Raw genomic sequence first — 17,500 nt, forward strand, 5'->3', positions numbered from 1 at the left:
GAAACATCCTGCTTTTCTGAAAACCGACTTTCCAGCAAGAGGAAGACCTTAATGGCACAGAAAGTAAACATCATCCTCGTTGATGATTTGGATGGGGGATCCGCAGACGAGAATGTGAAGTTCGGCCTCGATGGGGTCAACTACGAGATTGACCTATCCGCAGCCAATGCCGCTGAACTCCGGTCTTCATTGGAGAGGTTCATTACCGCTGCACGCAAGGCGTCCGGTGGGCGCCCGCAGCGGGCAAAGGCACCGGCCGCCGGCCGAGGCCATGATTCGGCGCAAATCCGGCAATGGGCCCGGGATAACGGCTACACCGTTAACAGCCGCGGCCGAATTCAGGCCGAAATCCAGGAAGCCTACCAAAAGGCAAATTCCTAGGGCCGGCTTAAGCTCCACCGAAACCCCGCTTACCGCCGCCAGGCGGGGCGGGGTTTCTCTATTCCGCAATATGGACTGCCGCGCAGGCGGGCTGGACGCATCAAAATGGCTTTTTTCGGGTTTCCCGGCCGCCAGCAGCCGCGGCGGTAATGGCTTCTCCAGGCAGCCCGGAAATGCGCCGGTACCCGAAGGTGCAGTCCCGGATTCAGCGGCTGATCCGCAGCACGGACCCGTCCCCGGCTCCGCCCGCCGGTTATTCCCGCAAGCGCCCCGGTTTCCCCTGTGGCGAACACGCTCCACAACTCCGGAGCTGGCACGTAGCATCAAAGTACGTCGTAGCTAGGAGTGTGGCGAAATGTTTGAGCGATTTACGGACCGTGCCCGTCGCGTAGTTGTGCTTGCCCAAGAAGAGGCACGCATGCTGAACCACAATTACATCGGTACCGAACACATCCTCTTGGGTCTGATCCATGAGGGTGAGGGCGTTGCCGCCAAAGCTCTTGAGTCCTTGAGCATTTCGCTCGACGGCGTTCGCGAGCAGGTGCAGGAGATCATCGGACAGGGCCAGCAGGCTCCCTCCGGCCACATCCCCTTCACCCCCCGCGCCAAGAAGGTGCTGGAGCTCTCGCTGCGCGAAGCCCTGCAGCTGGGCCACAACTACATCGGCACGGAGCACATCCTGCTCGGCCTGATCCGCGAAGGTGAGGGCGTTGCCGCCCAGGTCCTGGTCAAGCTCGGCGCCGACCTCAACCGGGTCCGCCAGCAGGTCATCCAGCTCCTCTCGGGCTACCAGGGCAAGGAAACCACCGGCGCAGGCGTCGGTGGCGGACAGCCCGAAGGCGCCCCCGCCGGTTCCGTGGTCCTGGACCAGTTCGGCCGCAACCTGACCCAGGCTGCGCGCGAGAACAAGCTGGACCCGGTCATCGGCCGCGAGCAGGAAATGGAACGCGTCATGCAGGTCCTTTCCCGCCGCACCAAGAACAACCCGGTCCTTATCGGCGAGCCCGGTGTCGGCAAGACGGCCGTCGTCGAAGGCCTGGCCCAGGCGATCGTCCGCGGCGACGTTCCGGAGACCATCCGCGACAAGCAGCTGTACACCCTGGACCTCGGTTCCCTGGTGGCAGGTTCCCGCTACCGCGGTGACTTCGAAGAGCGCCTGAAGAAGGTCCTCAAGGAGATCCGCACCCGCGGCGACATCATCCTGTTCATCGACGAGATCCACACCCTGGTGGGTGCCGGTGCCGCCGAGGGCGCCATCGACGCAGCCTCGATCCTGAAGCCCATGCTGGCCCGCGGCGAGCTGCAGACCATCGGTGCCACCACGCTCGATGAGTACCGCAAGCACATCGAGAAGGACGCCGCGCTGGAGCGCCGCTTCCAGCCGATCCAGGTCAAGGAACCCTCCGTGGCGCACGCCATCGAGATCCTCAAGGGCCTGCGCGACCGGTACGAGGCACACCACCGCGTCACCATCACCGATGGTGCCCTGGCCTCCGCCGCCAGCCTGGCCGAGCGCTACATCTCGGACCGCTTCCTGCCGGACAAGGCCATCGACCTGATCGACGAAGCCGGCGCCCGGCTGCGCATCCGCCGCATGACGGCCCCGCCGGAGCTCAAGGCCATGGACGAGCGCATCGCCAAGCTGAAGATGGAGAAGGAATCCGCCATCGACGCCCAGGACTTCGAGGGCGCAGCCTCGCTCCGCGACAAGGAGCAGAAGCTGATCTCCGAGCGGGCCGAGAAGGAACGCCACTGGAAGTCCGGCGGCATGGACGACATCTCCGAGGTGGATGAGGACCTCATCGCCGAGGTGCTGGCCAACTCCACCGGTATCCCGGTCTTCAAGCTGACCGAGGAAGAGTCCTCGCGCCTGCTGAAGATGGAAGAGGAACTGCACAAGCGCGTGGTGGGCCAGGACGAGGCCATCAAGGCACTGTCCCAGGCCATCCGCCGCACCCGTGCAGGGCTCAAGGACCCCAAGCGCCCCGGTGGCTCGTTCATCTTCGCCGGCCCCACCGGCGTCGGCAAGACCGAGCTCGCCAAGGCCCTCGCGGAGTTCCTGTTCGGTGAAGAGGACGCCCTCATCACGCTGGACATGTCCGAGTACTCCGAGAAGCACACCGTCTCGCGGCTCTTCGGTGCCCCTCCGGGCTACGTCGGCTACGAAGAGGGTGGCCAGCTGACCGAGAAGGTCCGCCGCCGTCCGTTCTCCGTGGTCCTGTTCGACGAAGTGGAAAAGGCCCACGCGGACCTCTTCAACTCGCTGCTGCAGATCCTGGAAGACGGCCGCCTGACCGACTCCCAGGGCCGCGTGGTGGACTTCAAGAACACCGTGATCATCATGACCACCAACCTGGGTACCCGGGACATCTCCAAGAGCGTTGCCACCGGTTTCCAGTCCGGCACCGACACGCAGACCGGCTACAACCGCATGCGTGCCCGTGTCACCGAGGAGCTCAAGCAGCACTTCCGCCCCGAGTTCCTGAACCGTGTTGACGACGTCGTGGTGTTCCCGCAGCTCACCCAGGACGAGATCATCGAGATCGTGGACCTGTTCGTGACCCGCCTGGAGAAGCGCCTCAAGGACAAGGACATGGGCATCGAGCTCACCAAGGCCGCCAAGGTGCTCCTGGCCACCCGCGGCTACGATCCCGCCATGGGTGCCCGGCCGCTGCGCCGCACCATCCAGCGCGAGATCGAGGACCAGCTCTCCGAGAAGATCCTGTTCGGCGAGATCCACACCGGCGACATTGTCGTGGTGGATGTCGAAGGCGAAGGCGACGACGCGAAGTTCACCTTCGCCGGCAACGCCAAGCCGCGCATCCCGGAGATCGCCCCGAGCGTCTAAGCACCACAGCGAAAGCCCCGCCCCTCCGCAAGGAGCGGCGGGGCTTTCCCTGATTAACCCGCCGTCCGTGGTTGAGTCCGGTGACGGCCATCAGAGATTTCCCGGCGCCTGCTCCTCCGTCGCTTTGACGGCGCCTACATAAATCCCTGATGCCCGCCACCTCGTTCGTTGGTGGGCGTTAGGCGAAGCGCAGGCGCCGGGGTCATTTGTGTAGCTTGCGTCAAAGCGAGGAACGAGCAGCAAGCGGCAAATGGCGCCGGTGGTGGCGCCTCCCGGCCCAGCCCCAGCCAACCAACTAGCGTGTCGGCTTCTGAAGGTTTGTGACGGGCGGCACAAAAACGTGTTGAATCGGGAGCATGGCTAATCAAAATCCGGCGATCCCGGATGAGCAACCACAGACCCCTTTCCACGACCTCGACCACTACCTCTCCATCCCGAGGGTAAGCGGCCTGGCGCTGAGCCCCGACGGCTCACGGCTGGTCACCACGGTCAGCACCCTGAACGGCAAGGGCACCGAGTATGCCTCAGCCCTGTGGGAACTGGACCCGGCCGGGCAGAAGCACGCACGCCGCATCACGCGCAGCGCCAAGGGGGAGGCCGGGGCGGCTTTCGCCGCCAACGGGGACGTGTACTTCACCTCCGCCCGTCCCGACCCCGAAAGCCCGGACGAGGAGCCGGTCAATGCCTTGTGGCTGCTTCCGGCAGACGGCGGCGAAGCCCGCGTGGTCCTGAGCCGCCCCGGCGGCGTCAGCAGGGTGATGGCGGCCAGGAACGCCGATGCTGCGTTCGTCACGGCCGACGTCCTGGCAGGCTCGGCAGACGAGGAGGACGACGCCGCGCGTCGCAAATCCCGCAAGGACAAGAAGGTCTCGGCCATCCTGCACAGCGAATATCCGGTCCGCTACTGGGACGCCGACCTCGGCCCCGGCCAGCCGCGGATCTTCGCCGTGGAACCAGGCGCAGACCAGGAAGCCGGCAAGCCAGCAACGGTGGACGCCACGGCGCCCCTGGTCCTGCGCAACCTGACCCCGGAGGTGGGGCCGAGGCTGCGGGAGGCGGAAACGGTGGTCAGCCCGGATGGGAAGACCATTTACAGCAGCTGCACCAAACCCCTGGCCAAAGCGGACAGCCGTTCCATCCTGGTGGCGGTGGACGTTGCCTCCGGCAGTCTCAAGGTGCTGCTGGACCAGGAAGGCATGAGTTTCTTCCCGGGTCCTGTCAGCCCTGATGGCAGGACGCTGGCTGTGGTCAGCGAGAGTGATTCCACCCCGTTGCAGGCTCCCGAAATCAGGATGCACCTGCTGGACGTGTCCGGCGGGGCCAGCCGTGACGGCGGCGACGCCGGGGGCCTGCAGCCCCTGGCCCACGACTGGGACCGCTGGCCCAAACCTGCCGCCTGGCTGCCGGACGGCTCAGCCCTCCTGGTCACGGCGGACGACGACGGCGCGTCGCCGGTTTTCCGGGTCAGCGTCCCGGCGGCTGCCGCTGAAGTGGGCGTCACCAGGGTGACGCAGGACGCCGCAGCCTACTCCGACGTCGTCATTGCTCCCGACGGACGCAGCGCCTATGCCCTGCGCAGCTCCTACGAATTCCCTGCCGAAGCGGTGCGGATCGACCTTGCCACCGGGGAAACCACCCGGCTGCCCGCCCCCGCCGATCGCCCCGCCCGCCCCGGCCGGCTCGAGCGCATCGCCGCCACCGCCGCGGACGGATCCCGGGTGCCTGCCTACCTCGCCCTCCCCGGGGACGCGTCGGACGGGAAGCCCGCGCCGCTTCTCCTCTGGATCCACGGCGGCCCGCTGGGATCCTGGAACGCCTGGACCTGGCGCTGGAACCCCTGGCTGCTGACGGCCCAGGGCTACGCGGTGCTGTTGCCGGACCCCGCCCTGTCCACCGGCTACGGACAGTCGTACATCCAGCGCGGCTGGGGCTCCTGGGGGAAGGCGCCGTTCACGGACCTCATGGCTGTCACCGACGCCGCCGTGGAACGGCCGGATATCGACGAAACCCGGACGGCTGCGATGGGCGGCTCCTTTGGCGGCTACATGGCCAACTGGGTGGCGGGCAACACGGACCGGTTCAAGGCCATCGTGACCCACGCCAGCCTCTGGGCCCTCGACCAGTTCGGGCCCACCACGGACGCCTCCCAGTATTGGCTCAAAGAAATGACCGAGGATATGGCGCTCGAGAACTCCCCGCACCTGCACGCGGAGAAGATCGGCACCCCCATGTTGGTGATCCATGGCGACAAGGACTACCGGGTGCCCATCGGGGAGGGGCTGCGGCTCTGGTACGAGCTGCTGTCCAAGTCCCGGCTCGCCGCGGACCAGGACGGACAGACGCCGCACCGGTTCCTGTACTTCCCGGATGAAAACCACTGGGTGCTCCAGCCCCAGCACTCCAGGGTCTGGTACCAGGTGGTGGAGTGGTTCCTGGCACGGAACGTCCTGGGCCAAGAGATCGAGCTGCCGGCCGAACTGGGGCTCTAGGTTGGTTGGCTTTGCGCCGTCGGCCGAGGCATTTGCCGGCGCCTGCTCGTTCCTCGCTTTGACGGCGCCTACACAAATGCCTGACCGCCGACGCTTGTGGGCGGCCCACCTTTAGCGCCCCAGCCCGTCCGCAACCAATAGCAGCCGTCGCGCCTCGTAGGATGGCTTTGTGACTGACTCCTTCCACATCCGCCCAGCACGCACCAGCGACGTCCCTGCCATCAAGAAGCTGGTGGCGCCCCTGGCCGAGGAGCGCATCCTGATGGCGAAGGAGACGGTGGCCTACTACGAAAGCCTCCAGGAATTCCTGATCGCCGAATCCAGTGAAGGCGACATGATCGGCTGCGGGGCCCTGCACGTCATGTGGGAGGACCTGGCCGAGATCCGCACCCTTGCAGCCTCCGGAGAGTGGCGCGGCAGGGGCGTGGGGCACGTCCTGGTGGAAAGCCTGTTGGAGCAGGCCCGCGCCCTGGGCGTCAGCCGGGTCTTCTGCCTTACGTTCGAGGTGGACTTCTTCAAGCGCCACGGCTTCGAAGTCATGGCAGACCAGTCCGCCGTGGACCCGGAGGTCTACTCGGAACTTCTCCGCTCGCACGATGAAGGCGTGGCCGAATTCCTGGACCTGGCACGCGTTAAGCCCAACACCCTCGGCAACACCCGGATGATCCGCACCCTCTAGGGGTCTCAGCGGTACCACCTGCGAAGACCCTTCTTGGCTTTACTCGAATTGATGGATAAACTACCTGGGGTCGATATGTGGGGGGCCTCAGGAAAGGGACAGTCATTGGGGGCTGTCCCTTTGCTGCGCCCGGGATCAGGGGCGCGGCATCGACCGTCAAAACCCGGGCTGGACGAACCTACCGCGGGCAGTGATCCCGGTAGTAGGGTCAAAAAACACATCCTTCAGGAGCAGCCAGGAGCACCGCCATGAAGAAACTCATCAATGATCCAAAATCCGTTGTCCAGGAAGCAGTCCAGGGCTTTGGCCTGGCGTACTCCGGCCTGGTCAACGTCAGCGAGGACCCCATCTACGTCACGCGCAAGGATGCGCCGGTAGCCGGCAAGGTGGGCCTGGTTTCCGGCGGCGGCAGCGGCCATGAGCCCCTGCACGCAGGGTACGTGGGGCGGGGGATGCTCGACGCCGCCGTGCCGGGGGCGGTGTTCACCTCGCCTACGCCGGACCAGATCCTTCCGGCCACCCTGGCAGTCAACTCAGGTGCCGGCGTCGTGCATATCGTCAAGAACTACACCGGCGACGTCCTGAACTTCGAGACGGCGGCCGAACTCGCCGAAGCCGAAGGCGTCAGCGTCCGCACGGTGCTGGTCAATGACGACGTCGCGGTGGAGGACTCGCTGTACACGGCCGGCCGCCGCGGCGTGGGCGGCACGGTGCTGGTGGAAAAGATCGCCGGCGCCGCCGCCGAGCGCGGCGACGACCTGGACGCCGTGGCCGCCATCGGTGAGCGGGTGAACGCCAACGTCAGGACCATGGGCGTGGCGCTCTCGGCCTGCACCGTTCCGCATGCGGGCACCCCCAGCTTTGACCTGGCCGAGGATGAGATCGAGATCGGCATCGGCATCCACGGTGAGCCGGGCAGGCACAAAATCCCGATGGAAGACGCGGACAGCATCACCAACCGCCTGCTGGAACCGGTCCTGGCCGACCTGAAAATCAGCTCCGGGGACCAGGTGCTGCTGTTCGTCAACGGCATGGGCGGCACCCCGCTGAGCGAGCTTTACATCGTGTACCGGCGGGCCGCGCAGGTGCTTGCCGATGCCGGCGCCACGGTGGAACGGTCCCTGGTGGGCAACTACATCACCGCACTGGAGATGCAAGGCTGCTCCATCTCGGTCCTGCGGCTCGATGACGAGCTCACGGAACTATGGGACGCGCCCGTGCACACCGCCGCCCTCCGCTGGGGCGTGTGACTGTGGCTCTGGATGTGAACTGGGCGGTGAAGTGGCTGACGCTGTGCGCGCAGGCCATGGCCGAACACCGTGTTGAATTGATCGAATTGGACCGCGCCATCGGCGACTCGGACCACGGCGAGAACATGGACCGCGGCTTCCAGGCTGTCCTGGCCAAGCTCGGCGAGGGGGAGCCGGAGACACCCGGGGCCGCGCTGAAGATGACTGCGATGACGCTGATGTCCAAGGTGGGCGGCGCTGCCGGGCCCCTCTACGGTACGGCGTTCCTGCGCGCCGCCACCGCCCTTGGTGATTCCGCCGAGATCGATGCGGCGGCGTGGGCCGGGGCGCTGGCGGCTGCCCGGGACGGGATCGTGGCGCGCGGGAAGGCCGAGCCCGGCGACAAGACCATGGTGGACGCCTGGACGCCGGCGGTCGATGCGGCCCGTACCGCTGCCGACGGCGGCAACGGCGATGTCCTTGGCGTCCTGGTGGCGGCTGCCGAGGCCGCCGAGGCGGGGGCGGTATCCACCGATCCGATGGTGGCGCGGAAGGGAAGGGCCAGCTACCTGGGCGAACGCAGCGCCGGCCACCGGGACCCGGGCGCGGTGTCCAGCGCGCTGATCCTGCGTGCAGCAGTTGGGGCTGCTGCGTGACGGTAAGCATCGTGGTGGTGTCCCACAGCGCAAAGATTGCCGACGGCGCCGTGGAGCTTGCCGCACAAATGGCACCCGACGTCGTCATCCTGCCCGCCGGGGGCACCGACGACGGCAGGATCGGCACGAGCCTTGAGAAGGTCCTCGGCGCGCTGGAGCAGGCCAGGACCAAAGTTGGTAACCAGGAGGAAGAGCAGTCGGGTGCCGGCTCCGACGGGCAGGCCGGCGGGCGCGGCGAGGTTGCCGGCGGTGCGGACGGCACCGTGGTCCTCACCGACCTGGGGTCGGCCGTGATGACAGCGGAATCGGCGCTCGAATTCCTGGAGAATCCGGCCGGTGTCCTGATCGCCGACGCCCCGTTGGTCGAAGGCCTGGTGGCCGCCGCGGTGGCCGCCCAGGGCGGAGCTGACGTGCAGGCCGTCCGCCAGGCGGCTGAAGGCGTGCGCCCGCCGGCAGCCCGGCCCGGGCCGGACAGGCAGGAGCCGGAGGCCGTCAGCAGCGCCCCGCCCGACTGTACCGGCGACTTTGAGCTGGTCAACCAGGCAGGGATGCATGCCAGGCCCGCGGCCAAGGTTGCAGGCGGGCTGGCATCGCTTGACGCCGAGGTGAACATCAACGGCGTGGACGGCGCGTCCATGACCGGCCTGATGACCCTGGGCGCCGGCAAGGGGACGGTGCTGCACGTGGAGGCGTGGGGAGTGGACGCGGAACGGGCGGTGGAGTACGTGGGCGGCCTGGTGGAGGCCGGTTTCGGCGAGCCCTGAGCCCCTGGGCGCCTGCTGCGAATAAGCTCGATGCCATGGAACGGCCGCAAGCAGACAACACCCCGGAAATCGAAGTGCTGGACGGCCAAATCTCCGTTGAGGAACTCCTTGCCGAGCTCGGCTTCGATTGGAGCGCCGAGCCCATCGACGGCTCCCAGGCGGCCGGAACTGCCGACGGCGGCCCCTTCACCCAGCCGGCACTGTTCTAGTCCGGTCTACGCCCGTTACCGGGACGCAGGCTGTTGGTGCAGCCCGGCCTCGTCCAGCACGACGGCCGCGGACAGGAACTTGCCGCACTGCTCACCGAACGGATACTGCGCCGTCGGCTGGAACTCCAGCGTACGGACCGGAAGCGCGGTCCCATCCGCCGCCGTGCCCGAGGCGGTCACCGCCATGGGTGATTCCGTCAGGGTGGCCAGCATGAGGCTCCCCACCTTGGTGCCATCGGGCGAGGCAGTGGCCGAACAGGCGCCCTCGGGGCTGCATCCCTGGTCAATCGAGGAGCTGCCCGGGCGCAGTTCGATGCCGCCCTCCGTGCAGGTGCCGTCCTGGCAGGCGCGCAGGTGCAGCGCCGCCACCCGGGGTGAGTAGCCGGCGGAGACCGTTACGGCCACGGCGGTGGCCTGGGCAATCGCCGGACACGCGCTGCCGGCCGGCTCGCACGCGGAGGTGAGCGACGCCGCGGTCACCAATGCCATGAGCAGGATGGGCTTGCGCATGCCTTCAGGCTAGGTCCGCACCTGGCGCATCAGCGGTGGCCGGCCCCAATTGGCGGCAGCATCGTTATGCCGGTGCCTAACCCAGCGGGAAGATGCCGATGAACCAGAACAGCGCGATGGCGAAAACCGCGAAGAAGGCGATGAGGCAGCCCATGGCGGTGCGCGGCTCCTTTGAAACCTGGAGCGATTCGTTGGGATTTGCGGGGTTGTACGCCACCTCGATCAGGGACCCGGGCATGGGCTGTTCAACCGAGGAGACCTCGGACTTTCCCATGAACAGGGTGCCTTGCGGGTCCACGAACTGGTAGGTGGGGTAGTAGCGGAGGTTGCGGTTGGCGCCGCCCACGCCGCTGGTCCACCCGGTGGCACTGCCGGTGACCGTGGCCTGGGCCTTGGGCCAGCCTGACATCAACCGCTCCTGCCGTCTGGTCCTGCGGGCAGCGTAGAGCAGCGAAAAGATGGCGGCGGCAACGAACAGCGCCCACACGATGTACAGGATGGTTCTCATGGCTTCCCCCGGTTCCAGTCACCAGAAAGTATGCCATCCGGCCGTGCCGCCGCCGGATCAGGCCGGGAGCCGGTAACCGCCGTCGTGCATTTCCGCGAGCCCGTCCGCCAGCAGCCCTGCCAGCGCCCGCTCCAGCTGCTCGGGTGCGGAATTGAGCCGGTGCAGCGCGGCAAGCGGAACCCCGATTCCCTCCGGTGCATAGCCGAGATCGGCGGGTTCGCGCAGGAACATGTCCGACGGTACGGGTGCGTCCGCCAACCGCAGCACAGCCAGCACGGCGCCCCGGACCTGGCGGTCGGTGCCGTGCCACGCCTGACCTTTGGGGACGTACGACGGCGGGGGCTCACCCGCCGCGAGCCAGGCACAGGAGTCCTTCACCGGGCAGGCAGCGCACTTGGGCGCCCGGGCCGTGCACACCAGCGCCCCCAGCTCCATGACCGCAGCGTTCCAGCGTACGGACGTGCCGTCGTCGTCCGGCAGCAGGGCGGCGGCCAGGCGCATCTCCGCCGCCGTCAGCGCCGGGGCGGGAAGCGCGACGCCGGACACAAGCCGGGCGTGGACCCTGCGGATATTGGTATCCACCACCGTCTCCCGGCGGCCGTACGCGAACGCAGCCACCGCGGCGGCTGTGTAGCTGCCGACACCCGGCAGGGCCAGGAGTTCAGGGTAGGTGTCCGGGACCTTCCCTCCGTGGTCCTGCACGATTGCCGTTGCCGCGGCGTGCAGCCTGAGGGCCCGGCGCGGGTAGCCCAGCCTGCCCCACGAACGGACCGCTTCGCCTGCCGGGTCCCCTGCCAGGGCGGCGGGGGAGGGCCAGCGCTTGAGCCATTCGTGCCAGACGGGGAGCACCCGCACCACCGGGGTCTGCTGCAGCATGATCTCGCTGACCAGCACGCCCCAGGCGGAGCAGTCAGGCTCGCGCCAGGGCAGGTCACGGGCAATGCCGGCGAACCAGGAGGTGATCCGCTGGTGGAGCAGGTCCAGGGTGGCAGAGCCCACGGGAAGGTCCAGGGTGGGGGAGGTTTGAGTGTCGATGCCAACACTGTAATGGATGCCTTCCGGCGGCCCGCAAACCGGCTGTGACCAGAGTGACGGGGGTGCGGCGGCGTGGTGGCAAGGCAGAACAGGCAGTGTTCCCTAGCCTAGGAGGATGGGCAGGCAAGGCAATTCACCAGCACGCGGCACGGCATCGGGTTCCAGCAGCGTCCGTAAGCCCAGCCCCGCCGTGTACCGCCGCCGGCGGCTGGTGGCCGGTGGGGCGCTGCTTCTGGTCATCGCGCTGGTGGTCAGCGGCTTCGCGTTGGCCGGGGCCTTCAAAGGCGGTTCGCAGCAGGCATCGTCCACCGATCCGTCGTCCCCGAATCCGTCGTCCCCAGCTCCTGCCACCTCCCAGGCTTCCCCGTCTGCGGACGCGACCCCCTCTGCCTCCGCGCCGGCAACCCCGTCCGCCGCGCCGTCGCCCACTGCTTCCGCCACCCCGACCTGCAACCAGAACCTGGTCACCGTGACGGCGTCCACGGACAAGCCGGCCTACGGCCCCGGGGAGAACCCGCTGCTTACCCTGAAGGTGACCAACGGCGGCACTGTCCCCTGCGAGGTCAACATCGGCACCTCGCAGATGGAATTCCTGGTGACCAGCGGATCAGACCGCATCTTCTCGTCCAAGGACTGCCAGGCGTCCAGCGAGGACCTGGTCAAGGTGATCGCACCCGGCGCCAGCGAAACCGCCAACTTCCCGTGGAGCCGGAACCGCAGCACCGACGGCTGCAAGGCCGTGGCCGCCGCTCCGGGCGGCGGCGGGGCCTACTACATTTTCACCGCGAAGCTGGGTTCGCGCGCCAGCCCCAAGGCCGTCTTCCAGCTGAATTAAGTTGCTGCTTCATCGATTGCTGCCTACTTGTCGTTTTCAGGCTTCATAACGACAATTACGGAGCACTCGATGAGCGGTGTCCCACGGATGGGAAATTTTTAGAGGAAGCGGTCCAGGAGGCTTGCCTCGGCCATCCGGCTCAGGCCTTCACGCACGGCGCGGGCGCGCTGGTCGCCGATGCCGTCGACGGTCATGAGGTCGTCGATGGTGGCCGCCATCAGGAACTGCAGACCGCCGAAGTGGTCCACCAGCCGGTCCGCCACGGCCTTGGGAACAGCCTTCAGGCCGGAGAGCAGCCGGTAGCCGCGGGGCTGGACGACGGCATCGAGGTTGGCCTCACCGCCCGCGAACCCCACGATCGCGGAGATCTTTCCGAGATCGATCAGCTCGGTGGGACCGAGGCTCACCAGCTCATTAACGGCCTTGTCGATGTCTTCCGCGGAAGCATTGGGGCTGGCGTAGTCACGGATGATCACGTCGCTGCCCGGGCCCCGGCCCACGGTGAGCTCGTCCAGCTGGAGGGATAGGAGCCGGCCGTCTTCCCCCAGTTCCAGGACGTACTGGGAGATCTCCTCGGAAATGCGGCGGACCATCTCCTGCCGCTGGAGGGTGACGGCCACGTCCCGCACCGTCACCATGGCCTCGATTTCCAGTGCGGACAGCGAGCTGGTGACCTGGTCAAGGCGGGCCACGTAGCGTTCGAGGGTGGCCAGGGCCTGGTTGGCACGGGCAAGGACGTTCTCCGAGCCCTCCAGGACGTGCCGCAGCCCATTGACGTAGAGGGCGATGATCTGCATGGACTGGCTCACGGAAATGACGGGCACGCCGGTCTGCTTGGCCACCCGTTCCGCCGTACGGTGCCGGGTGCCCGACTCCTGGGTTTCGATGCTCGAATCCGGGACCAGCTGGACGGCGGCGCGCAGGATGTTGCCGGCGTCCTTGTCGCAGATGATGGCGCCGTCCATCTTGGCCAGCTCACGCAGCCGGGTGGGCGAGAACTCGATGCCGATGTCGAACCCGCCGGAGCAGATGGAATCGATGGTGCGGTCGGAACCGAGGACGATCAGTGCGCCGGTGCGGCCGCGCAGGATCCGTTCCAGGCCGTCGCGGAGGGGCGTTCCGGGTGCCACTCGGCCCAGAGTGGCCCTCAGCGATTCTTCGGGGCTCCGCGCCATAGGTGTTTCCCTTCAACGGTGCGGACTGCCACCCGCAGGAATGCCGGCGTCCGCAGTTGGCCGGCAGGATCAAAAAGTGCTCTGATTCCCGCAAGCTCAATGATAGGGGCAAGAAACGCCACTTCCGCACGGGCAAGCCCCAAAGTGCCCCATTAGGGGGTGCCCGGAAGGGCTGGAAAAATGCCTGGTGGCCACGTAACCCGGACGGCCACTTTGGGTCCGGCGCGCCGTGCCTCAGGGGTTGGTCACGCGGGTGGGCCCAGCGGCGTGAGCGTTTTGGTGTTGCTGTCCCAGAGCCGCGCCGCCGTGCACTGTCCGTCCACGCGCAGGTCCAGGAGGTCCATGGCTGCGCCCAGCTGGTCCCCGCGGATCCGGCGCGAAATGGTGACGTGCGGGGTCCAGGCGCCCGGGGCGGTCATCGGCAGGGCACCCGACAGGTCCCCGTGCAGCCCGCGGTGCAGGTCCAGGAGGGCCGCCGACAGGAGGACTGCCCTGGCCAGGACATACTTTCCGCTGCCCACAGGAAAGACAACCGCTCCGGACAGTGCGATGTCCATTGGCAGCCGGTGCCAGGGCCCAGGGCCACCGTCCTGCAGGTCCGGGCCGGCGCCGACGTGCTGCAGATCCGCGCCGGCGGCAAGAGTGATGTGCGGGGCGTTGCTCGGGGAGGTGTGCGTTGCCAGGCTGGGAAGGCCTGCGGCCTGCAGCCGGGCCCAGTCGTCCCTGACCAGGGCGTCCGTAACGCTGTCAAAGACCAACTCGATGCTGCGCATGGAACCATCATGCCGGTCCCGGGCAGCGGTACCCGGCCCGCGTTACCGGGGGGGGGCACCTGCGTGTCAGCTGGCTGGTGCCGCCGCGCCGCCGTCGTGCCTCAGCGTTTCCGTTCCCGTAGCATCCGTTCCAGGTCCCTGCTGACCTTCGACAGGGACGCGGCCCGAAGCGCCTTATGCTCCGCCGGCGACTGCACCCCGCGCCGCCGGGGCGGGCCGGACGGATCCGCCTGCTCCTGCACCGGCCCTCTTGCTGGTACTGGCCCCTTTGCTGCCGCCGGGCCGCCGCCCAGGGCTGACCCCAGGTTGGTTGCCAGAGGATCGAAGAAAAGGTTCCCGGAGAAGGTGGCGCCATGCATCATGCGCCCACGCTAACGGCATGGCATTTCGCGGCCTTGAACGCCCGGTTTCGCCCGCGTTAAGCGCAGCCCTGCCGGTTTGCGGCCCTGCGATAAACTTGTACTTTGGCCGTTTGCCAATAGCATTCCCCGCCCTCGAGTCGCAGCGCAGTACCCGACAGGCCCCAGGGCAGCCACAAACCGCAGCGAAAGTAGCACCGTGTCCCAAGATGTCCTGACCCCCGCCCGGATCTCCGAGATTCACAAGGAAGCGGGCCGCCGCAGGACTTTTGCCGTCATCTCCCACCCGGACGCCGGAAAGTCCACCCTCACCGAGGCGCTGGCCCTGCACGCCAAAGTCATCGGCACTGCCGGGGCGTCCAGCGGCAAGGCCAACCGCAAGGAGACGGTCTCCGACTGGATGCAGATGGAAAAGGACCGCGGCATCTCCATCAGCTCCGCCGCCCTGCAGTTCTCCTACCGGGACACGGTCATCAACCTCCTGGACACCCCCGGCCACGCCGACTTCTCCGAAGACACCTACCGGGTGCTCGCCGCCGTCGACTGCGCAGTGATGCTGGTGGACGCCGCCAAGGGCCTGGAAACCCAGACCATGAAGCTCTTCGAGGTCTGCAAGCAGCGCAACCTGCCCATCATCACGGTCATCAACAAGTGGGACCGGCCCGGCCTGGACGCCCTGGCACTGATGGACGAAATCACCGAACGCACCGGACTGCAGCCCATGCCGCTGACCTGGGCCGTGGGCATCTCCGGGGACTTCCGCGGCGTCTGGGACTTGCGGAACGACCGCTTCGCCCGGTTCCAGCGCAACAACGCCGGCGCGCAGATCGCCATCACCGAATACTTCACCCCCGAGGAAGCCGCGGCAGACCAGGGCAGCAACTGGTCCGACGCCGTCGACGAGGCCGGGCTGGTGATCGAGTCCAACCTCGAGTTCGACGTCGATGCCTTCCACGCAGGCAAGGCCACCCCCATCCTGTTCAGCTCCGCCGCCCTGAACTTCGGCGTCAAGGAACTGCTGGATGCGCTGGTGGACTTCGCCCCGCCCGCAGCGCCCCGGCCGGACATCGACGGCAACCCCCGCGCGGTGGAAGCCCCGTTCTCCGGCTTCGTGTTCAAGGTACAGGCAGGCATGAACAAGGCCCACCGCGACCATGTGGCCTTCATCCGCGTCTGCTCCGGCGTCTTCGAACGTGGCATGGTGGTCACCCAGACCCGCACCGGAAAGTCGTTTGCCACCAAGTACGCCCAGCAGGTGTTCGGCCGCGAACGCGAAGTCATCGACGAGGCCTATCCCGGCGATGTGGTGGGCCTGGTCAACGCCTCGTCGCTGCGCGTGGGCGACAGCCTGTTCCTCGAAAACCCGGTGGAATACCCGGCCATCCCGCTGTTCGCCCCCGAGCACTTCCAGGTGGCCCGGTCCAAGGACCCCAGCAAGTTCAAGCAGTTCCGCCGCGGCATTGAGCAGCTCGAACACGAGGGCGTCATCCAGCTGCTCCGCTCCGATCTCCGCGGCGACCAGGCGCCGGTGCTTGCCGCCGTCGGGCCCATGCAGTTCGAAGTGGTGGAGGACCGCATGGCGCACGACTTCAGCGCGCCCATGCGCCTGGAACGCCTGCCGTACTCGCTGGCCCGGATTTCGACGGCGGACGCCATGCCCGCGCTGGCCAATGTGCCCGGCGCTGAGGTGCTGCTGCGGTCCGACGGCGAGTACCTCGCCCTGTTCAACGACGTCTGGGCGCTGCGGCGGATCGAGAAGAACCACCCGGACCTCACCCTCGTGCCCATCGGCACGCACAACCCCGCAAAGTAGGGCCTCATGGCTGGCATCGAATCCCGCGCACTGGTCACCGGCGCCGGCACCATCAACCCCTTGGGTTCCACGGTCAAGGAAACCTGGGAGGCCCTGCTTGACGGGCGTTCCGGGATCGCGGCGCTCGGGTATGACTGGGCGGCGCAGCTGCCGGTCAGGATCGCCGGGCAGGTCACGGCAGAGCTTTCGCAGCACCTCAGCACGCGCGAGATGAAGCGGATGGACCGGTGCGGCCAGCTGGCGCTGGTGGCCGCCCGGGAAGCCTGGGCGCAGGCCGGCAGCCCGGAGGTGGATCCCGAGCGGTTCGCCGTGGTGATCGGCTCCGCCTACGGCGGGCTTGGCTCCACCATCGAGCAGGACCGGACCCTCGCCGCATCAGGCCCCCGCAAGGTCTCGCCGCACACCCTCACCCGCCTGATGGTCAACGGCCCGGCCGCATGGGTGTCCATCGACCTCGGCGCCCGCGGCGGCGCACGGACCCCCGTCAGCGCCTGTGCGTCCGGGGCTGAGGCGATTGTCCAGGCAGCCGAGATGATCCGTTCCGGTGCTGCCGACGTCGTGATTGCCGGCGGGGTGGACGCTTCCGTGAACGACCTGGTGATCAGTGGCTTCTCGCAGATCCGTGCCCTGTCCACGTATGCCGGTGATCCGCAGCGGGCCTCGCGGCCGTTCGACGGCGGCCGCGACGGGTTCGTGCTTTCAGAGGGCGCCGCGGTGGTGGTGCTGGAGAGCGAGGAGCACGCCCGCGCCCGGGGCGCCGCCGTGCTCGGTGCAGTGGCCGGGGGCGCGGTGACGTCCGACGCGAACGACATCGTGGCCGCCGACCCCGCAATGCAGCGGCGGGTGATGCAGAAGGCGCTGGATTCGGCGGGGATGCAGCCCGCGGACATCGGATTCGTCCATGCGCATGCCACCTCCACGCCGGTGGGCGACCGGCTGGAAGGGCAGGCCATCAACGCCGTCTTCGGCGCGGCTCTCCCCGTGACCTCCACGAAGGGGCATACCGGACACTTGCTGGGCGGCGCCGGGGCGCTGGCCGCCGTCGTGGTCCTTGAAGCGCTCCGCGAAGGCAAGGTGCCCGCGACGCTTAACGTGGAGGAACTGGACCCCGAAGTGGACCTCAATGTCATCACCGAAAGCACCCACCAGCTGCCGGCGGATCATGCCCCGGCAGGCCTGGTGAATGCCTTCGGTTTTGGCGGGCACAGCGTGGCCCTGGTGATTACTGGCGCCTGAC

The 17,500-nt window shown here is 67.6% G+C and carries 16 protein-coding genes; 11 read left to right on the forward strand and 5 right to left on the reverse strand.

The features are described 5' to 3' along the window. The first annotated feature begins 51 nt into the window (after positions 1-51). The 8 genes from PUN71_RS10015 to PUN71_RS10050 all read left to right on the forward strand — a co-directional run bounded on the left by PUN71_RS10015 (position 52) and on the right by PUN71_RS10050 (position 9,255). Complete coding sequence (locus PUN71_RS10015; protein ID WP_043450048.1) at positions 52-381, forward strand: histone-like nucleoid-structuring protein Lsr2; 330 nt, start codon at positions 52-54, stop codon at positions 379-381. A gap of 355 nt (positions 382-736) precedes the next feature. Then, positions 737-3,229, forward strand: a complete 2,493-nt coding sequence (locus PUN71_RS10020; RefSeq protein WP_043450045.1) for an ATP-dependent Clp protease ATP-binding subunit — start codon at positions 737-739, stop codon at positions 3,227-3,229. A gap of 356 nt (positions 3,230-3,585) precedes the next feature. After that, positions 3,586-5,718 (forward strand): S9 family peptidase, encoded by a 2,133-nt coding sequence (locus tag PUN71_RS10025; protein WP_277798274.1) that lies wholly within the window; start codon positions 3,586-3,588, stop codon positions 5,716-5,718. Positions 5,719-5,887: 169 nt separating this feature from the next. Next, on the forward strand, positions 5,888-6,397 hold the full coding sequence (locus PUN71_RS10030; protein WP_043450041.1) for an amino-acid N-acetyltransferase: 510 nt from the start codon (positions 5,888-5,890) through the stop codon (positions 6,395-6,397). Between the two features lie 248 nt (positions 6,398-6,645). Further along, positions 6,646-7,647 (forward strand): dihydroxyacetone kinase subunit DhaK, encoded by a 1,002-nt coding sequence (dhaK, locus tag PUN71_RS10035; protein ID WP_277798275.1) that lies wholly within the window; start codon positions 6,646-6,648, stop codon positions 7,645-7,647. Positions 7,648-7,649: 2 nt separating this feature from the next. Further along, a complete protein-coding gene (gene dhaL, locus PUN71_RS10040) occupies positions 7,650-8,282 on the forward strand; it encodes a dihydroxyacetone kinase subunit DhaL (RefSeq protein ID WP_277798341.1) in 633 nt (210 codons plus the stop codon). After that, positions 8,279-9,046 (forward strand): PTS sugar transporter subunit IIA domain-containing protein, encoded by a 768-nt coding sequence (locus tag PUN71_RS10045; RefSeq protein ID WP_277798276.1) that lies wholly within the window; start codon positions 8,279-8,281, stop codon positions 9,044-9,046. Before dhaL ends, PUN71_RS10045 begins: the two co-directional genes overlap by 4 nt. A 35-nt stretch (positions 9,047-9,081) precedes the next feature. After that, a complete protein-coding gene (locus PUN71_RS10050; protein WP_167562151.1) occupies positions 9,082-9,255 on the forward strand; it encodes a hypothetical protein in 174 nt (57 codons plus the stop codon). A 15-nt stretch (positions 9,256-9,270) separates the two neighbouring features. On the opposite strand, the gene PUN71_RS10055 is transcribed toward PUN71_RS10050, so the two are convergent. From PUN71_RS10055 to PUN71_RS10065, 3 genes are all read right to left on the reverse strand, one after another. Continuing rightward, the gene (locus PUN71_RS10055) at positions 9,271-9,765 is read right to left on the reverse strand and encodes a hypothetical protein (protein ID WP_043450035.1); all 495 of its coding nucleotides are present in this window, start codon (positions 9,763-9,765) and stop codon (positions 9,271-9,273) included. A 76-nt stretch (positions 9,766-9,841) separates the two neighbouring features. Next, positions 9,842-10,273, reverse strand: a complete 432-nt coding sequence (locus PUN71_RS10060) for a DUF3592 domain-containing protein (RefSeq protein WP_277798277.1) — start codon at positions 10,271-10,273, stop codon at positions 9,842-9,844. Positions 10,274-10,330: 57 nt separating this feature from the next. Further along, positions 10,331-11,284, reverse strand: coding sequence for an iron-sulfur binding domain-containing protein (locus tag PUN71_RS10065; RefSeq protein ID WP_502860469.1), 954 nt, complete (start codon positions 11,282-11,284; stop codon positions 10,331-10,333). Between the two features lie 139 nt (positions 11,285-11,423). Here PUN71_RS10065 and PUN71_RS10070 point away from each other — a divergent pair, with 139 nt between their 5' ends. Beyond that, positions 11,424-12,143 (forward strand): hypothetical protein, encoded by a 720-nt coding sequence (locus tag PUN71_RS10070; RefSeq protein ID WP_277798278.1) that lies wholly within the window; start codon positions 11,424-11,426, stop codon positions 12,141-12,143. A 98-nt stretch (positions 12,144-12,241) separates the two neighbouring features. Here the strand turns inward: PUN71_RS10070 and disA are convergent, their stop codons facing one another. Continuing rightward, positions 12,242-13,318: a DNA integrity scanning diadenylate cyclase DisA gene (gene disA, locus PUN71_RS10075; RefSeq protein ID WP_277798279.1), complete on the reverse strand. Its 1,077-nt coding sequence runs from the start codon at positions 13,316-13,318 to the stop codon at positions 12,242-12,244. Between the two features lie 245 nt (positions 13,319-13,563). Beyond that, positions 13,564-14,091 carry a 2'-5' RNA ligase family protein gene (locus tag PUN71_RS10080; RefSeq protein WP_277798280.1) on the reverse strand — a complete coding sequence of 176 codons (528 nt, stop codon included), beginning with the start codon at positions 14,089-14,091 and terminating at the stop codon, positions 13,564-13,566. A gap of 558 nt (positions 14,092-14,649) precedes the next feature. Between PUN71_RS10080 and PUN71_RS10085 the strand changes: the two genes are divergently transcribed. Both PUN71_RS10085 and PUN71_RS10090 read left to right on the forward strand, forming a co-directional pair. After that, entirely contained in the window at positions 14,650-16,263 is a 1,614-nt protein-coding gene (locus tag PUN71_RS10085) for a peptide chain release factor 3 (RefSeq protein ID WP_277798281.1), read from the forward strand. 6 nt (positions 16,264-16,269) lie between these two features. Then, a complete protein-coding gene (locus PUN71_RS10090; protein ID WP_277798282.1) occupies positions 16,270-17,499 on the forward strand; it encodes a beta-ketoacyl-[acyl-carrier-protein] synthase family protein in 1,230 nt (409 codons plus the stop codon). Position 17,500 lies beyond the last annotated feature (1 nt).

The organism is Arthrobacter sp. NQ7 (assembly GCF_029581595.2).
Lineage (GTDB): Bacteria > Actinomycetota > Actinomycetes > Actinomycetales > Micrococcaceae > Arthrobacter > Arthrobacter phenanthrenivorans_B.